The organism is Enterococcus sp. HMSC076E04 (assembly GCF_001814285.1).
GTDB classification, from domain to species: Bacteria; Bacillota; Bacilli; order Lactobacillales; family Enterococcaceae; genus Enterococcus_B; species Enterococcus_B lactis.
In genome coordinates this window covers 23,982-40,303 of sequence record NZ_KV815613.1, presented here as the reverse complement: position 1 = coordinate 40,303, position 16,322 = coordinate 23,982, and the positions used below count along the sequence as shown (strand labels likewise).

Below are 16,322 nucleotides of genomic sequence, written 5' to 3'. Positions count from 1 at the left end.
CCTCTTATTTCCTCTTAATCTCTTTTATTTTACAACATTTGCATAAAAAAAGCTTGTTTCTTTTATTTTAAAATTCCATTACAAAATCACGTTTTCATTGAAAATACTCTCATTTTCAATTAATTTTTGTATTTTTTATTTAAAGGTGGTTTTATGAATTGTTTTCTTATGGAATATCCAAAGTCGAATACGATACTCATGAACTTTTTTCGACGTACTGGTATACTTGAAGAAAAAGGAGAAAGCGATGGAGATAAAAAAAGTTTACTTTTCACAGAAAATGTCGCTGTATTCGCGTATCAACCAAGCAAAACAACCTCTTCCGTTTTTTCAAAGCCATCAAGAAAGTAGAGAAGCATTTTGGCGTTCTGCAAAAAAGCAATGTGCCTTTGAAGCAGTATCAAAAAAATATACCATCTATTTTACTATTGATAAAAGTAGAGAAGATGTTATTTTTAATAACTTGCTGATCGAAGGCGTAACTTTTGAATGGCAAAAACTTTTTCAGCATATGGAAGCTTGCGCTCGTTTTTTTATTAAAGAAAACTGTTGTTTTTTATTTCAATCTCCTCTATCAGAAGAATGGTTGCGTATTTTTCATAAAAACGGCTATCAAGGAACCATGCAACTAAATAAAAAGCTGGTCTATCACACAGCACTTGTATTAGGAGGAGGGGGAGCACACGGTGCCTATCAGATTGGTGTATGGCAGGCGCTGAAGGAACATAACATCCAATTTGAAATCATCACTGGGACCTCGGTAGGTGCGCTGAACGGCGCATTGATTTTACAAGGAGACATGGAAAAAGCTCTGGGTTTATGGAAAAAGCTATCAACCAGACAAGTGCTTGCGTTACCAGAAATGGCTGACGTAGAAGACTTGCGTGAACGTTTCTATCAAGAAAGACGCCAAATGACGAAAACGGCACTAGTTGAAGGTGGGGTTTCGTCTGCGCCATTGGAAAAGCTGGTCAAGGAAAATTTAGATTTGTCTTTGCTCAAATACAATTCCAAAATACGTTTATACACGGTGTCTACTAAATTGCCAGAACTAGCGGAAGTAGTGACTGCTATCCAACAAACAAAAACAGAAGAAATACCAGATTGGATACTTGCCTCTGCTTCATTTTATCCTGCTATGGCTTACCGAAAGATCGGAAAAAATAAATATGCAGATGGTGGATATCGTAACAAAATTCCTATTGATATCGCGATTAACGAAGGCGCAACAGAGGCGTTTGTCGTGGATGTGCAAGGACCAGGGCCAGCGAAAAGAATCCGTGTGCCAGATACGTTTATCCATTGGAAATGTCAAACATTGTGGACGCTTGGCAGCTTTCTGCTTTTTGATAGCCAAAGAAACCAATTAAATTTACAATTAGGCTATCTGGAAATGAAAAAACGATTAGGCTGTTACTACGGGAATTGGTATACATTTGATTCTGTCAAACAAGCAGGAACATGCTGGCGTGGATTTTTATCTTACTTAATAAAAGAACTTCAGTTAGAGCTATCTTTTTTCAAAACCATAAAATTTTGGCAAAAACTGCGTAATATATATAAGAACAGGGTCGAACCAGAAACATGCGGACTGGCGATGCTGGAACTTTTAGCAAAAAAACATTTTTTATTGCCAAACAAAGTCTATGAAGTAGATTGGATGTTTCAAATGATCTGCCAACAAGATAGAAAAAGTATGCCAGACGATTTATTGGCACAAGTTGGTCAATTAAGTACAGAAGAATGGCGGAGGTATCGAAAATATCAGCAGAAAATACAAAATGAACGCACGAAAGCCGTTTATTTTGAAAAACTGCTGCAAGAAAAATGTAAGGATCGTTTGCAGCGTGAACTGCTTGAACAGCCAGTTGACACATTACTGATCCTATATTTATATTATCTCAAGGAGGAACAACCATGGCACAAGAATTTTCATATGAAATCGTAGAAGAAATCGCTGTTTTATCAGAAAACAACAAAGGATGGCGTAAAGAGCTGAACTTAGTCAGCTGGAATGGTCGTCCGCCAAAATTCGATCTTCGAGATTGGGCACCCGACCATGAAAAGATGGGGAAAGGGCTGACACTGACGAACGAAGAGTTTGAACAACTGCAAAAAGCAATAGAAAATATGTAATGAGGAAGGACCCTGTCGAATGAAAAGTATGACTGGTTTTGGCAAAGCCATCCGCGAAACAAAAGCATATCAGCTAGATATCGAAATAAAAAGTGTCAATCAGCGTTTTCTAGATGTCCAAATACGAAGTCCTAAAATCCTGAACTTTATTGAAAACGATTTTCGTCAGCTTATCAAACAGCAGTTAAGCCGCGGACGGATCGAGGTATTTGTGAATCTAGCTTATATTGGCAAAAATGAAAAGCAGATCGTCATCAACTGGGAATTGATTGATTCACTTATCACCCAATTGACAGACGGGATTCAACAACGATACGGGAGTCAAAATCAAGTGTCAATTCGTCGGCTGGCGGAACGCTTCGCGCTGGATGAAAACTTCGTAACGGTAGAAGAAAAACCGGAAGAGAGCATGGAAGAATTGGCACAGTTAGCTCTAGATACATTGAAAAGTGCACTTGATTCTATTGAAGCCAGTCGAGAAAAAGAAGGACAAGCCTTAGCTTCAGTGCTGAAAAAGAACACGGAAGAATTCAAACAAGTACTAAAAAAACTCAATAGTTTTGTAGACATCTATGAACAGGAATTTCAATTAAGGTATCAAAAAAAGCTGGAGGAATTTCTTGGAGCGAAAGTGGATGAGCAACGGTTGCTGACGGAGTTGGCTATCTTGCTGGAACGTGGAGATATCCACGAGGAACTGGACCGTTTGGCAATCCATGTCCAAAAACTAGATGAACTTATCGAGGCGCAATGTCCTGTAGGGCGAGAATTAGATTTTTTGATCCAGGAAATGAATCGGGAAATCAACACGATCGGTTCCAAATCAAATGCAATCGAAATTAAAAATCAAGTCGTCCAATCCAAGACGATCTTAGAAAAAATCAGAGAACAGGTCCAAAATATTGAATGACGAAAGAGGTAGAGACAATGAAATACTATGACGTAACGTTCCACGAATTAAGTGGAAAAACTGTTGTTAAACGGGATATCCCTTCTGAAAAAAACGGCTTTGACGTATGGAAAGATGCCTGTGCAGACTATACTGAGAACGAACTGTTTATTTTGATCAACGACGGTGCTTACGTGACGATGAATCGGAAATTTATTGTTCGAATCGACACAGAAGAGGTAGAAGATCCGACAGAAAAAGCACGTTCTCGAAAAGATGAGATCATGGGTGTAGTGAATACTTTGTCCAATATGGGCTTTTAGCAAGGATGCTGAACAAAGAAATACAATAAATAATCAGAATTGCATTTCTACGCTTAGCTTCTTTGCTCTAGGAATACATTTAAAGGTTGTGACAAAATTCGTGTCACAACCTTTTTTTATTTTGAATAAGTGATGTTCAAAAACCATTTTCTCGGTATGAAGCTAAATTTATGCAAAAATGTGAGAAGCCATTTTTATTTGGCTGTTCTTATTACTTGATGCAGGGCAGCTTTTTTACGACCTCTTGGTACAGGGTAGCTTTTTTACCAATTTCTAGCTATAATTAAAGATAACCTTGAAAGTTGCAGAAAAAAAGTGCAAAATAAACGATAAGTACAAAAAGACTAGTTGAAAGGACGTCGTCATGTCAGAGCGTGGATTATTAATCGTGTTGTCTGGTCCATCCGGTGTAGGAAAAGGCACAGTACGAAAAGCAATTTTTGAGAGTGAGGATAATGATTTTCAGTATTCAATCTCAATGACTACCCGTAAAATGCGTGAAGGGGAGGTCGAAGGCGTTGATTATTTCTTCCGAAGCAAAGAAGAGTTTGAATCAATGATCGAAGCTGGAGAGATGCTGGAATACGCAGAATATGTCGGGAATTATTATGGAACGCCTTTGTCATATGTCAACAAGACATTGGATGAAGGAAAAGATGTTTTCTTGGAGATTGAAGTCCAAGGAGCAAAACAAGTCAAAGAAAAAGTGCCCGATGGTGTATTCATTTTTTTGACTCCGCCAGATTTAGCGGAATTAAAATCACGGATCGTAGGCCGAGGAACAGATGCAGATGAAGTAATCGAAGAACGAATGAAAGTTGCAAAAGAAGAAATCGAAATGATGGCTCTTTACGACTATGCTGTTGTAAATGATGAAGTGCCGCTAGCAGTTGAACGAATCAAACACATTATTGCCAGTGAACATTTTCGAGTAGATCGCGTAATCGGTAAATATATTAAAATGTTAAAGGAGATGTAGTCTTATGATGTTAAAACCTTCAATTGACTCACTATTAGATCGTGTAAATTCAAAATATTCTCTAGTAATTTTAGCAAGCAAACGCGCGCATGAGTTGGATGCAAGTGCACAACCTACACTAGATTCTTTTGATTCAGTAAAAAGCGTTGGTCAAGCTTTAGAAGAAATCGATGCAGGGAATGTAGTCAATGATCCCCATCCTGAATTAAAACGTGAACGTTTGAAGATGGAAGAAGAGGAACGTCAAGCTCAAAAAGAGCGTGAACAACACGAATTGGAATCACGTATCCGCGAAGAGCAAAAAATGTAATAAAGAAAAGTAGAGCGAGCATCTAAAAAGAAAAGCAAACCCAGCTGTTTCCTTTTCAAACATTCGCCTCTTATTGTCTGGTAGAAAAGGCTGTGTCTGAACTTTTTGACACAGTTCTTTTTTTTCTTATCCGCTGTTAATTTTTTGTTAGGATTTGGCAGAAAATAAGACAAATCCAGCGATCTCTAGTAAAATAGGCAAGGAACTTTTTGTCGCTTGATATGAAAAGACAAAAAAAGGAGGAAACGAACCATGACATTAACAGCTGAAGTCATTGTGGACGTACCTACTATGCAGACCGATCAGCCATTCACCTATCTGGTTCCCTCTGAAATGGAAACAGCTTTGCAAGTCGGGATGCGGGTAGAGGTCCCTTTTGGTAATGGCAATCGTCATGTCCAAGGATTTGTTATGGCTATCCAAAAATCAGAAGAATCAGCTAACCCATCGTTGAAGGCAGTGATCCGTTTGCTGGACCTTGCCCCAGTGGTCAATGAAGAATTACTTTCATTAGCTGATTATATGAAAAAGATCACTTATGCATTCAAAATCACTTGTCTACAAACGATGCTTCCGAGTGTGATGAAAGCAGAATATGATAAATTGATCTATCCTTTGGCAGATACACCAGAAATTCAGGCATTGTTTGGTCAACGGGAAGTGATTTCCTGGAAAGAAGCAGAAGAAGAAGGCAGCCTTTCTCAGTTGATTCGTTGGCGCCAAGAGCAATTAGTAGATATCAAATACGAAGTCCATACACGAAATAAAGTAAAAACGATTCGTTTGGTCCGTTCCCTATTAACTGAAAAACAAATCGAAGAAGAATGGGCAAAATTACGGCAAAATGCCAAGAAACAAAAAGAGCTTCTTTTGTGTTTATCTGAACTGAGCCAAGAAGAACCAATCGCTTATTTCAAAGATAAAGAAATCAGTACTGCTGTCTTGAATCAAGGAAAAGAAAAGGGCTGGCTGGAGTTTGTAGAATCAGAACGTTATCGAGACCCTTATCAAGACCGAGTATTTGACCAAACGACGGCATTGGAACTGAATGCAGAACAAAAAAATGCTGTCGAACAAATCATCACAGCAGGTCAGCAACAAAAAGATCAGGTCTTTTTGCTAGAGGGAATCACCGGTAGTGGAAAAACAGAAGTATATCTTCAATCAATCGCTGATGTTTTGTCAGAAAATAAAACGGCTATTATGTTAGTGCCTGAAATCGCATTGACTCCGCAAATGGTCGAGCGATTCAAAGGACGCTTCGGTGAATCAGTTGCGGTCTTACATAGCGGACTTTCCCAAGGTGAAAAATATGATGAATGGCGCAAGATCGAGCGGGAAGAAGCACAAGTAGTAGTAGGCGCGCGCTCTGCTATTTTTGCTCCGCTGAAAAATATAGGATTGATCATTATCGATGAAGAACATGAATCAAGTTATAAACAAGATGAGACGCCGCGTTATCATGCGAGAGATTTAGCTATTTGGCGCAGTAAATACCATCATTGCCCAATAGTCCTTGGAAGTGCGACACCCTCTTTGGAATCAAGAGCACGAGCTCAAAAAGGCGTGTATCAGTTATTGCAGTTGAACCACCGAGCTAAAGTAGCTGCACAACTTCCAGCTATTGAGATCGTAGACATGCGTGAAGAGTTTCAGAATCATCGGACCTCTACTTTTTCTGCTAATTTGCAGGAAAAGATACAAGATCGGTTAGACAAAAAAGAACAAACTGTCCTACTGCTCAATCGTCGAGGATATTCGTCTTTTGTGATGTGCAGAGACTGCGGATTTGTTCTCCCATGCCCTAATTGCGATATCTCTCTTACCTTGCATATGGATACACGTTCGATGCGCTGTCATTATTGCGGACACGAAGAACCTATTCCTAATCGCTGTCCCAATTGTGGGGGCAACAAAATCCGCTACTATGGGACAGGCACCCAAAAAGTAGAAGAGGAACTCCGAGAACTTTATCCGCAAGCTAGGATTTTGCGTATGGATGTAGATACCACCCGAAGAAAAGGGGCACACGAACAGATTTTACAAAAATTCGGTGCAAAAGAAGCAGATATTTTATTAGGGACGCAAATGATCGCTAAAGGCTTGGATTTTCCAGAAGTCACATTAGTTGGCGTGTTGAATGCCGATACCTCCCTGAATTTACCGGATTTTCGTTCTAGCGAGCATACATTCCAATTGCTGACCCAAGTTTCAGGACGAGCAGGACGAGCGGAAAAACTAGGCGAAGTCGTGATCCAAACGTTCAATCCTCAGCATTACGCTATAGAATTGGCTAAAAAACAAAACTATGAACAGTTTTATCAGCAGGAAATGCATGTACGGCATCGTGGAGGTTACCCTCCGTATTACTTTACTGTGAAAATAACTGCCAGCCATCCTGAAGAACAAGTGGCGGCAAAGAAAATCTTTCAGATTGCCAATCAGCTAAAAGAAGTATTAAGTCCTCAAAGTTTGTTACTAGGACCAACACCCAGCATGATTTTGAGAGTGAAAAATCGATACTATTATCAACTGATCATCAAATATAAACATGAGCCGAATCTTCCTCATGTTTTGGATGAAATCTTGAATGGAAGCCAGAAAGAACAGCGGCAAGGTCTTTTTGTGGCAATTGACAACGAACCATTAAACTTTATTTAAGAAAGGACCAACTTATGCGCTATCCTATATTGATCCACCCTAATGATAAATTAAAAAGACCTGCTCAGCCAATCGACGTGATCACGGATGAAACGATTGCTTTGTTAGACAACTTATATGAGACGATGATTGCGAATGACGGAATAGGGATTGCTGCTCCTCAAGTAGGAAAAAACAAGAGAATCGCTGTGATCGAAGTAGATGAAGGCGAAAAATTCGAACTGATAAACCCAGAAATCATTGAAGCAAAAGGTGAAAGCATGGACGTAGAAGGCTGTCTCAGTATTCCGCATGTCTATGGAACAGTCAAGCGAGCAGATGAAGTGACTGTACGCTATTATGACCGAGATGGAGAAGAGATAGAAGTGACAGCTTTCGGCTATTTAGCCCGTGCCTTCCAGCATGAAATCGATCACTTAGACGGTATTCTGTTCATTGAGAAAATGGTACAGCAGATCCCGGAAGAAGAACTTGAAGAATATATGGAGGAACATCTTGATGACTAAGTTAGTATTTATGGGCACACCTGCTTTTTCTGTGCCAATTCTTGAAGGGCTGATAGAATCAGGCTACGAGATCCAGGCAGTAGTCACACAGCCCGACCGTCCAGTTGGGCGGAAACGAGTAATTACGCCGACACCGGTAAAAGAAGCTGCTCTAAAGCACGGTATCCGTGTGTTGCAACCAGAGAAAATCTCCGGTTCGCCAGAAATGGAAGAAATCATTGAATTGGCACCTGATTTGATCGTCACTGCGGCGTTTGGCCAGTTCTTGCCTGAAAAGTTATTGCAAGTGCCAAAATTAGGGGCAATCAATGTCCATGCTTCTTTACTTCCTAAATATCGGGGAGGTGCGCCTGTTCATTATGCCATCATGAATGGGGAGAAAGAAACTGGTGTAACGATCATGGAAATGATCAAAAAAATGGATGCAGGCGGAATCTATGCGCAAGAAAGCATGCCAATCACTAAACAAGATGATGTGGGGACGATGTTTGAAAAGCTCAGCCTTTTAGGAAGAAAGCTATTGCTAGAAACATTGCCTAATATTTTGAATGGACAAAAACCAGTTCCTCAAGACGAGTCAAAAGCCACTTTTTCGCCAAACATCACACGTGAACAAGAAGCGGTCGATTGGCATAAAACTGCAGAAGAAATCGACAACCAAGTACGCGGGATGCGTCCTTGGCCGATTGCATTCACGACTTATGAAGGTACACGCTGGAAATTATTATCAGTTGAAGTACTGGCAGAAAGTACAGACGAAGCACCAGGCACGATCATCCGAAAAGACAAAAAAAATCTATGGATTGCTTGCGGTAAACAGACTGTATTAGCCATCAATGAATTACAGCCAGCTGGTAAAGGAAAACAAGCCGTACACGATTTTCTTAACGGAAGCGGTCAGCAAGTTCAGATTGGTCAGCAGGTGAAATAATGAAAAAAATCCCTAAAAAAATGAAAAAATCTGTACGATATATGGCATTACTGACATTAGAGCGAGTGAACAAGGGTGGCGCCTACTCGAATCTTTTGTTGAATGAGATGATCAAACAAAGCGAGCTAAATCAAAAAGATGTGGGTCTATTTACAGAATTGATCTACGGTACGATTAGCCATCAGCGACTATTGGAATTTTACGTTGCACCATTGATCGCTAAAGCAAAAAAAGTGGATGACTGGGTCAAGACGCTTCTTTATCTTTCTGTATATCAATTAGAATTTTTAGATAAAGTCCCTGCACATGCTATTTTAAACGAGGCGGTCGAAATCGCGAAAGTAAAAGGAAATCCTGGGACAGGAAAATTTGTAAATGGTGTTTTGAGGAATTATCAGCGTCAAGGAGCACCAGATCTGCAAGGCATTGCTGATCCTATCGAAAGACTTTCTGTCAAAATCAGCCTGCCTCTATGGATGACGAAGCGGTTGGTGGATCAAATCGGTTACGAAGAAACTGAAAAGCTCGGTTTATCGCTATATCAGCCTAGCCATGCTAGTGCCCGAGTAGATACACGCCGACTTTCCAGAGATCAGGCCATCACTGTTTTGCAAGAAGAAGAGATCACAGCTGAAAAAAGCCAAGTCAGTCCATGCGGTATAGTAGCGAAAAAAGGGCATTTAGCTTCTAGCTCATTGTTCCACGATGGCGTCATGACGATCCAAGATGAAAGTTCGATGCTTGTAGCGCCGTCTATGCAAATCGAGCATGAACATCATGTCTTAGATGCCTGTGCAGCACCCGGAGGTAAGACGACACATATTGCTTCTTTTTTGGATCCCTCATGTGGTGGGGAAGTGATTGCTTTAGATGTACATGAACACAAAGTCAAACTCATTGAAGAAAATGCAACACGTCTGGGTGTCTCTTCTGCTGTTTACGCTCAAAAGATGGATGCTAGAGAAGTCAGCAAGCAGTTTGAACCAGAGCAGTTCGATCGGATTTTAGTAGACGCGCCTTGTTCAGGTCTAGGGCTCCTTCGGCGAAAACCAGATATCCGTTATAAAAAACAGCCGGATGAATTAGCGAATTTACCAAAAATCCAATTGGAAATTTTAGAAAGCTGCGCACCAGCTTTAAAGTCTTCCGGTATTCTGACTTATAGTACTTGTACGATCTTAAAAGAAGAAAACCAAGACGTTGTTTCTGCTTTCTTGGAAACACACCCTGATTTTGAGAGGATTGATGTTTTGACCGATCCTATGCTACAATCATCAATCGTAGAGAAAATGTTGACTTTGTATCCGCATCAGTTTTACACAGATGGATTTTTCATTTGTTGTTTGCGCAAAAAGTAATGAGGTGAAAAAATGCAGATTGAATATCAATCAGATGTAGGAAGACGACGTAACACCAATCAAGACTATGCCAGTGTATTTACTAGCCGTTCAGGTCTCAAGCTTGCTGTATTAGCAGATGGGATGGGTGGGCACCGTGCTGGAGACATTGCCAGTCAAATGGCGGTAACAAATCTAGGCGAAGCTTGGGAAGAACAAGAAGCTGCCGACGATGAAAAAATCGCCCAGTGGTTCATTCAATCGATTCAAGAGGAAAATGTGCTGATTTATCAGCGAGGACAAGAACAGCCGGAATATAACGGTATGGGAACAACAATCGTAGCGGCAGCTCTGTCAGATGACTGGTTCACGATTGCGAATGTTGGCGACAGCAGAGCGTATTTGATTCGCGAAGATAAAATCATGCAATTGACAGAGGATCATTCTTTAGTTAACGAACTAGTCAAATCAGGGGAAATCAGCGAAGAAATGGCAGTGAACCATCCAAGAAAGAATATTTTAACACGTTCTGTCGGCATGCCAGGAACAGTCGAAGTAGATGTTTCTACTCATCTTTGGCAGCTAAAAGATCGCTTGCTGTTATGTTCAGATGGCTTGACGAATATGCTATCTGAAGAAGAAATAGGAACGATCATTAATCAAGAAGGCCCGTTATCCCATAAAGTAACTGAGCTGATTGATCGTGCCAATGAAGCAGGCGGAGCGGATAATATCACCGTTCTTCTTATCGAATATAAGGAGGACAGTGTATGATCGAGTTGGGAAAAAAATTAAATGGCCGTTATCAAATCACGGGGAATATCGGTAGTGGTGGTATGGCTAATGTATTTTTGGCGCACGATTTGATCTTGGATCGAGATGTAGCAGTCAAAGTCTTACGATTCGACTTTCAAAATGATCAAACCGCGATTCGACGATTTCAGCGAGAAGCTTTAGCAGCAACAGAACTCGTTCATCCAAATATTGTCAGTGTTTACGATGTTGGTGAAGAAGACAATATGCAGTACCTAGTGATGGAATACGTCAAAGGAATGGACTTGAAACGATATATCCAAACACATTATCCTGTTCCTTATGAAACAGCAGTAAATATTATGCAGCAGATTCTTTCTGCTATTTCTTTAGCTCATAACCATCAAATCATCCACCGAGATTTGAAACCCCAAAACGTATTGATCGATAACGAAGGTGTAGTAAAAATCACGGATTTCGGGATTGCTATTGCTTTATCTGAAACATCGATCACACAGACGAATACGATGTTGGGATCTGTTCATTACCTATCTCCTGAGCAAGCAAGAGGGAGTATGGCAACGAAGCAGTCAGATATTTATGCTTTAGGGATCATTCTTTATGAGATGCTGACAGGTAGCGTGCCGTTTGACGGCGAATCTGCTGTGACGATTGCTTTAAAACATTTCCAAGATGATCTTCCATCCATAAAGGCACTTGATCCAAATGTACCGCAAGCACTGGAAAATGTGATTTTACGGGCGACGGCTAAAGAACCTGCAGACCGTTACAAGTCAGCCGAAGAAATGTCTGATGATCTTTCTACAGTATTATCACCAGCTCGTGCAAACGAAGAAAAATGGCAACCTCATGCGATGGATAACGAAACAAAAGTTATCACACCGCTTGCGGCAGATACACCAATGCCGGATTCTTTCAAATCTATGCCTCTGCCAAAAGACGAACCGAGAAACGAAACATTGCCGGAAGAGGAAGAAGTTCTGCCTGACCCTAAAAAGAAAGGACAGAAAAAATGGTGGCTGATCCTGTTAGCTGTCCTCGCTGTTTTAGGAATCGGAACAGCTGTATTCTTTGCTTCTGGCGGACGAGGAGAAGTTGTTGTTCCTGATGTTTCTGATCTTTCTGAAGCTTCTGCCAGAGAAACACTCGCAAAAGCGAAATTAGAAGTAGCAACAAAAACAGAAGAAATTGCAGATGACAAAATCGAAGAAGGCAATGTGGTGAAGACAGACCCTGCAGCGGGAACGACAGTCAAGCAAAAACGCGAAGTCACTCTTTATATCAGCAGTGGCACGAAAAAAATCAAATTAGACGATTACAGTGGTAAAAGTTATGAAGATGCTGAAGCAAGTTTGAAAGAATTAGGATTTTCTGCTGATTTGATTCAAAAAGAAGAGGAATTCAGTTCAGAGGTAGAAAGCGGAATGATCATTTCGCAATCTCCATCAGAAGATACAGAAGTCGATCCTAAAACAGACACGATTACTTTCACAGTCAGCAAAGGACCAGAAACAGTGACTTTGAGTAGTCATGTAGGAGAAAACTACGAAACTGTCCGTAATTGGCTTGTTACACAAGGATTCAATATCAATAATATTAGTGCTACTTATGACTATAGCGACACTGTGCCATCGGGTTCGATCATTAGTCAGGATCCAGTCTCAGGTGAAGTTGTAGCAGAAGAAACTTACATCAGTTTTGTCGTAAGCCAAGGAACAGAACCTAAACTGAATGACATCTCCGGCTATACAAAAAGCGAAGCACAAAGTTATTTGGCTAGTATTGGTGCAGAATATATCGGTCATGAGACTTCTGAATATTCAAGCACGGTGGATAAGGACAAAGTAATCCGTACAGTGCCAGGGGCAGGTACGACGATTACCAAAGGAATGGTTGTAAACGTGATTTACTCTAAAGGACCAGATCCAGCGTCTTCTAGTTCTGAGAAAGATTCTTCAGACAGTTCTAGCAGCTCAAGTAGCTCTAGCAGTACGAGCAGCTCTTCCAAAGAAGAATCTTCCAGCACCACAAGTTCATCAGATAGTACCTCAGAAAGCTCAAAATAAGTTTTTAATAAAATAGAACAAAGAGGTTGTGACAGAAGCTACTTCTGGAACACCGTTTATTCGAAGGGACTGTGCCGCAGTCCCTTTTTTGTGTTTTCTATCCCTTTTGATTAGTTTTCAAGCCCTTTACTTTGAGAAGTTTGCGTGGAACGACACCTACTTTCCTCTTCATATGGTAAAATAAACAAAAACGGAGGTGGCACTTATCAAAGGACAAATCAGAAAAGCAATCAGCGGTTTTTACTATGTATACGCAGACGGAGAGACCTATCAAACAAGAGGAAGAGGGAATTTCCGGAATCGGAAAATCACGCCGCTTGTCGGAGATCAGGTAATCTTTGAGAGTGAAAATCAAACAGACGGCTATCTTCTGGAAATCTTGCCGAGAAAAAATCAATTAGTTCGCCCGCCAGTCACAAATGTTGATCTTGGAATCATTGTCACAAGTATCGTGGAACCTGCATTTTCTTATAATCTGCTTGACCGCTTTCTAGTTACCTTGGAATATGAATCAATCGAACCGCTCATTTTTTTGACGAAGACCGACTTGTCAGACGATCCGAAAACAATCGAAGAAATCAAGCAAACCTATACTAAGATAGGCTACCCAGTGATTGTACCTAATCATGCAGGTGACACGACAGAATTGATCCGTTATTTTCCAGAACGGCTATCGGTCTTCATGGGACAGTCTGGAGCAGGAAAATCAACACTACTGAATCAAATATCTCCAGAACTGAATTTAGCAACAGGAGAGATTTCTGATGCACTTGGAAGAGGGCGGCATACAACACGGCATGTGGAGCTTCTCCCTATCTACGGTGGGTTAGTAGCAGATACACCAGGATTCAGCTCGATTGACTTTTTGACTATCGAAGCAGGAGAATTGCCAAGACAATTTCCGGAATTTGTGGAAGCTTCTGCCCATTGCAAATTTAGAGAGTGCATGCATGCCAAAGAACCTGGCTGTGAAGTGAAACATAGAGTAGAAACAGGTGGTATCGCACAGACACGTTACGATAATTATTTGCAATTCTTACAAGAAATCGAGAAAAGAAAACCCATGTATACGAAAAAAGAAGGTAAACGAAAATAGGAGGAACCAAGAATGAAAATAGCACCATCCATTTTGAGCGCAGATTTTGCCAATTTGCAAAGAGATATTGAGTTAGTAGAAAAAGGAGGCGCAGATTACATCCACGTAGATGTCATGGATGGCCAATTTGTCCCAAATATCACATTAGGGCCAAATATTGTTCAGGCAATCCGACCTGTCACTAAATTACCGCTAGACGTCCATCTGATGATCGTTGATCCGGAAAATTACATTCCAGCATTTGCGAAAGCTGGAGCAGATATCATTACTGTTCATGTAGAAGCAACTCCTCATATCCATCGGGCACTCCAAATGACAAAAAGCTTAGGTGTCAAAGCTGGAGTAGTTATTAATCCGGGGACACCAGTCTCCATGATCAAACATGTTTTGCCTTTGGCTAATCAAGTGCTGGTCATGACTGTCAATCCTGGGTTTGGCGGACAAAGCTTTATTGAAGAAACGGTAGAAAAAATCACAGAACTCGCTGATCTACGTAAAGAGAACAATTGGTCTTATGCAATCGAAGTAGATGGCGGAATCGTTCCAGAAACAGCAAAAATCTGTAAAGATGCAGGGGCGGATGTCTTTGTTGCAGGATCATATATCTATGGAGCCGAAAATCCAGTCGGACAAATCGAACGGTTAAAAGAGGCATTAGATTAAATGAAAATTTTATTAGCTGCTGGAGGTAATCCGGAAAACTGGCCGCAGCCTCTACTGACCAAATACGATGCCTATATCGGAATAGATCGTGGTGCGCTGTATCTGCTTCAAGCAGGCTACCCAGTAGATCTGGCAGTAGGTGATTTTGATTCATTGTCGAACGAAGAGCAGGAGGAAGTATTTGCAAAAGCCAAAGAGTATGCCCGTTCACCCGCAGAAAAAGACGATACAGATACACAATTGGGGATCTTAAAGACATTTGAACGTTATCCGCAAGCTGAAGTCACTTTGATCGGCGCCACAGGCGGAAGATTGGATCATCTTTTAGCCAATCTCTGGTTAGGTCTGGAACCTCGATTCAAACCGTTTGCCCATCAGCTTATTATTAGAGATCGTCAAAATTATTTGGCTTATTATTTGCCTGGAAAGCATATAGTAAGACAGGTTCCAAGTATGAAGTATCTAGCTTATTGCTGTTTGACGCCCGTCTCGGCTCTTACATTGAAAGGCAGTAAGTATGTATTGGAAAATAAAGCAGTTGAATACCCGACATCTTATGCAAGTAACGAGTTTCTTTCAGATACCGCTGAATTTTCTTTTTCAGATGGTATGATTGCAGTTATTCAAAGCAAAGACTGACCAATGAACAAAAGGAAAAGTTTTGTCTTTCAGGCTAAAAATGACAGAATCTATTATTTACTAAAAAAAAGCTTAAGAGGAGCAACTTGCCTTTTGTTTCCCGGCATTTAGTGATAAAATTGAACACAAGAGTCTAATTAATTCGAGGTGTCTTTGTGAAGAAGTTCAATCCTAATAAAAATATTATTATTACCTTGGTTATTGTTATCATCGTGGTGACGATACTAAGTGTGACCGCTGCACAGCGAGCGAATGAAGGAAAGCCTAATTTCTTCCAATCCATCGTTAATGACAGTGTTGCAATGGTTGATAAAACAATCTCTGCCCCAGTACGGTGGGTGCGAAACGGAGTAGATTCTGTCCATAATCTTTTTTCAACTTATGCCGAAAATGAGCGGTTAAAAGAAAAAATCGATAGCTATGATGACGTTGCACAGCAAAACAAGAATTACGAGAGAGAAATCGAATCTTTGAAAAAAGAACTTGATTTGAACCAGACGCTGACGAGTTACGAAAAAGTAACGGCAAATGTCATTACTCGTTCACCAGATAGCTGGCAGGACATGCTGATCGTAGACAAGGGTTCTAAAGACGGTATCGAAGCAAATATGGCAGTCATGTCGCAAAAAGGATTGATCGGCCGAGTGATCGAAGTCAATACAGCTTCGTCTAAAATCGAATTACTGTCATCCTCTAACGAAAGCTCCAATCATTTTCCAGTACGGGTATCTTCGGCTAATGGCGAAGCATTCGGTTTGCTTAAAAACTATGATGAAAAACTCCATGCATTAGTGGTGACCCAATTGACTGGTGATACGGATATCAAAGAAGGGGATGTTGTTCAGACATCCGGTCTTGGAGGAAATTCTCCAGCTAACTTGCCGATCGGTACGGTTATCAAAACGAAACCAGACAGTTATGGCCTGGATCGGGAAGTTTATGTGAAACCTTATGCAGAAATGTATGATGTGTCAGTTGTGACGATTGTCCAACGGCTAGCGGAGGATTAGTC

General features: G+C 40.7%; 16 protein-coding genes. All 16 read left to right on the top strand.

Annotated elements, in window-relative coordinates; all coding sequences use genetic code 11:
* Positions 1–247 precede the first annotated feature (247 nt).
* The 16 genes from HMPREF2961_RS09415 (at position 248) to mreC (ending at position 16,320) form a co-directional block, all read left to right on the top strand.
* Positions 248–1,948 (top strand): patatin-like phospholipase family protein, encoded by a 1,701-nt coding sequence (locus HMPREF2961_RS09415; RefSeq protein ID WP_002315889.1) that lies wholly within the window; start codon positions 248–250, stop codon positions 1,946–1,948.
* Complete coding sequence (locus HMPREF2961_RS09410; protein WP_002293064.1) at positions 1,918–2,136, top strand: YdbC family protein; 219 nt, start codon at positions 1,918–1,920, stop codon at positions 2,134–2,136. The genes HMPREF2961_RS09415 and HMPREF2961_RS09410 overlap by 31 nt, the downstream gene beginning before the upstream one ends.
* A gap of 19 nt (positions 2,137–2,155) precedes the next feature.
* Entirely contained in the window at positions 2,156–3,046 is an 891-nt protein-coding gene (locus HMPREF2961_RS09405) for a YicC/YloC family endoribonuclease (RefSeq protein ID WP_002315890.1), read from the top strand.
* 17 nt (positions 3,047–3,063) lie between these two features.
* On the top strand, positions 3,064–3,348 hold the full coding sequence (locus HMPREF2961_RS09400) for a hypothetical protein (protein WP_033650092.1): 285 nt from the start codon (positions 3,064–3,066) through the stop codon (positions 3,346–3,348).
* 364 nt (positions 3,349–3,712) lie between these two features.
* Positions 3,713–4,327, top strand: coding sequence for a guanylate kinase (gene gmk / locus HMPREF2961_RS09395; RefSeq protein WP_002293062.1), 615 nt, complete (start codon positions 3,713–3,715; stop codon positions 4,325–4,327).
* 4 nt (positions 4,328–4,331) lie between these two features.
* Entirely contained in the window at positions 4,332–4,637 is a 306-nt protein-coding gene (rpoZ, locus tag HMPREF2961_RS09390; RefSeq protein ID WP_002287365.1) for a DNA-directed RNA polymerase subunit omega, read from the top strand.
* A gap of 252 nt (positions 4,638–4,889) precedes the next feature.
* A complete protein-coding gene (gene priA / locus HMPREF2961_RS09385; protein ID WP_002315892.1) occupies positions 4,890–7,298 on the top strand; it encodes a primosomal protein N' in 2,409 nt (802 codons plus the stop codon).
* Positions 7,299–7,312: 14 nt separating this feature from the next.
* A complete protein-coding gene (gene def, locus HMPREF2961_RS09380; RefSeq protein WP_002315893.1) occupies positions 7,313–7,804 on the top strand; it encodes a peptide deformylase in 492 nt (163 codons plus the stop codon).
* Positions 7,797–8,735 (top strand): methionyl-tRNA formyltransferase, encoded by a 939-nt coding sequence (fmt, locus tag HMPREF2961_RS09375; protein WP_002293059.1) that lies wholly within the window; start codon positions 7,797–7,799, stop codon positions 8,733–8,735. The genes def and fmt overlap by 8 nt, the downstream gene beginning before the upstream one ends.
* A complete protein-coding gene (gene rsmB, locus HMPREF2961_RS09370) occupies positions 8,735–10,093 on the top strand; it encodes a 16S rRNA (cytosine(967)-C(5))-methyltransferase RsmB (RefSeq protein ID WP_002315894.1) in 1,359 nt (452 codons plus the stop codon). The genes fmt and rsmB overlap by 1 nt, the downstream gene beginning before the upstream one ends.
* Before the next feature lie 12 nt (positions 10,094–10,105).
* The gene (locus HMPREF2961_RS09365; RefSeq protein ID WP_002315895.1) at positions 10,106–10,846 is read left to right on the top strand and encodes a Stp1/IreP family PP2C-type Ser/Thr phosphatase; all 741 of its coding nucleotides are present in this window, start codon (positions 10,106–10,108) and stop codon (positions 10,844–10,846) included.
* Positions 10,843–12,912 carry a Stk1 family PASTA domain-containing Ser/Thr kinase gene (pknB, locus tag HMPREF2961_RS09360; protein WP_002315896.1) on the top strand — a complete coding sequence of 690 codons (2,070 nt, stop codon included), beginning with the start codon at positions 10,843–10,845 and terminating at the stop codon, positions 12,910–12,912. The genes HMPREF2961_RS09365 and pknB overlap by 4 nt, the downstream gene beginning before the upstream one ends.
* Positions 12,913–13,108: 196 nt before the next feature.
* On the top strand, positions 13,109–14,008 hold the full coding sequence (gene rsgA / locus HMPREF2961_RS09355; RefSeq protein WP_002315897.1) for a ribosome small subunit-dependent GTPase A: 900 nt from the start codon (positions 13,109–13,111) through the stop codon (positions 14,006–14,008).
* 12 nt (positions 14,009–14,020) lie between these two features.
* Positions 14,021–14,671, top strand: a complete 651-nt coding sequence (rpe, locus tag HMPREF2961_RS09350; protein WP_002315898.1) for a ribulose-phosphate 3-epimerase — start codon at positions 14,021–14,023, stop codon at positions 14,669–14,671.
* Positions 14,672–15,310 (top strand): thiamine diphosphokinase, encoded by a 639-nt coding sequence (locus tag HMPREF2961_RS09345; RefSeq protein ID WP_002315899.1) that lies wholly within the window; start codon positions 14,672–14,674, stop codon positions 15,308–15,310.
* A gap of 155 nt (positions 15,311–15,465) precedes the next feature.
* Complete coding sequence (gene mreC, locus HMPREF2961_RS09340; RefSeq protein ID WP_002293051.1) at positions 15,466–16,320, top strand: rod shape-determining protein MreC; 855 nt, start codon at positions 15,466–15,468, stop codon at positions 16,318–16,320.
* The last annotated feature ends 2 nt before the right edge of the window (positions 16,321–16,322 follow it).

Excerpts from the sequence above, each read along its gene's own strand:
- gmk (WP_002293062.1), top strand. The coding sequence starts at position 3,713 with ATGTCAGAGCGTGGATTATTAATCGTGTTGTCTGGTCCATCCGGTGTA.
- HMPREF2961_RS09405 (WP_002315890.1), top strand. The coding sequence starts at position 2,156 with ATGAAAAGTATGACTGGTTTTGGCAAAGCCATCCGCGAAACAAAAGCA.
- HMPREF2961_RS09365 (WP_002315895.1), top strand. The coding sequence starts at position 10,106 with ATGCAGATTGAATATCAATCAGATGTAGGAAGACGACGTAACACCAAT.
- priA (WP_002315892.1), top strand. The coding sequence starts at position 4,890 with ATGACATTAACAGCTGAAGTCATTGTGGACGTACCTACTATGCAGACC.
- rpoZ (WP_002287365.1), top strand. The coding sequence starts at position 4,332 with ATGATGTTAAAACCTTCAATTGACTCACTATTAGATCGTGTAAATTCA.
- rpe (WP_002315898.1), top strand. The coding sequence starts at position 14,021 with ATGAAAATAGCACCATCCATTTTGAGCGCAGATTTTGCCAATTTGCAA.
- HMPREF2961_RS09415 (WP_002315889.1), top strand. The coding sequence starts at position 248 with ATGGAGATAAAAAAAGTTTACTTTTCACAGAAAATGTCGCTGTATTCG.
- def (WP_002315893.1), top strand. The coding sequence starts at position 7,313 with ATGCGCTATCCTATATTGATCCACCCTAATGATAAATTAAAAAGACCT.
- HMPREF2961_RS09400 (WP_033650092.1), top strand. The coding sequence starts at position 3,064 with ATGAAATACTATGACGTAACGTTCCACGAATTAAGTGGAAAAACTGTT.
- fmt (WP_002293059.1), top strand. The coding sequence starts at position 7,797 with ATGACTAAGTTAGTATTTATGGGCACACCTGCTTTTTCTGTGCCAATT.
- pknB (WP_002315896.1), top strand. The coding sequence starts at position 10,843 with ATGATCGAGTTGGGAAAAAAATTAAATGGCCGTTATCAAATCACGGGG.
- HMPREF2961_RS09410 (WP_002293064.1), top strand. The coding sequence starts at position 1,918 with ATGGCACAAGAATTTTCATATGAAATCGTAGAAGAAATCGCTGTTTTA.
- rsmB (WP_002315894.1), top strand. The coding sequence starts at position 8,735 with ATGAAAAAAATCCCTAAAAAAATGAAAAAATCTGTACGATATATGGCA.
- HMPREF2961_RS09345 (WP_002315899.1), top strand. The coding sequence starts at position 14,672 with ATGAAAATTTTATTAGCTGCTGGAGGTAATCCGGAAAACTGGCCGCAG.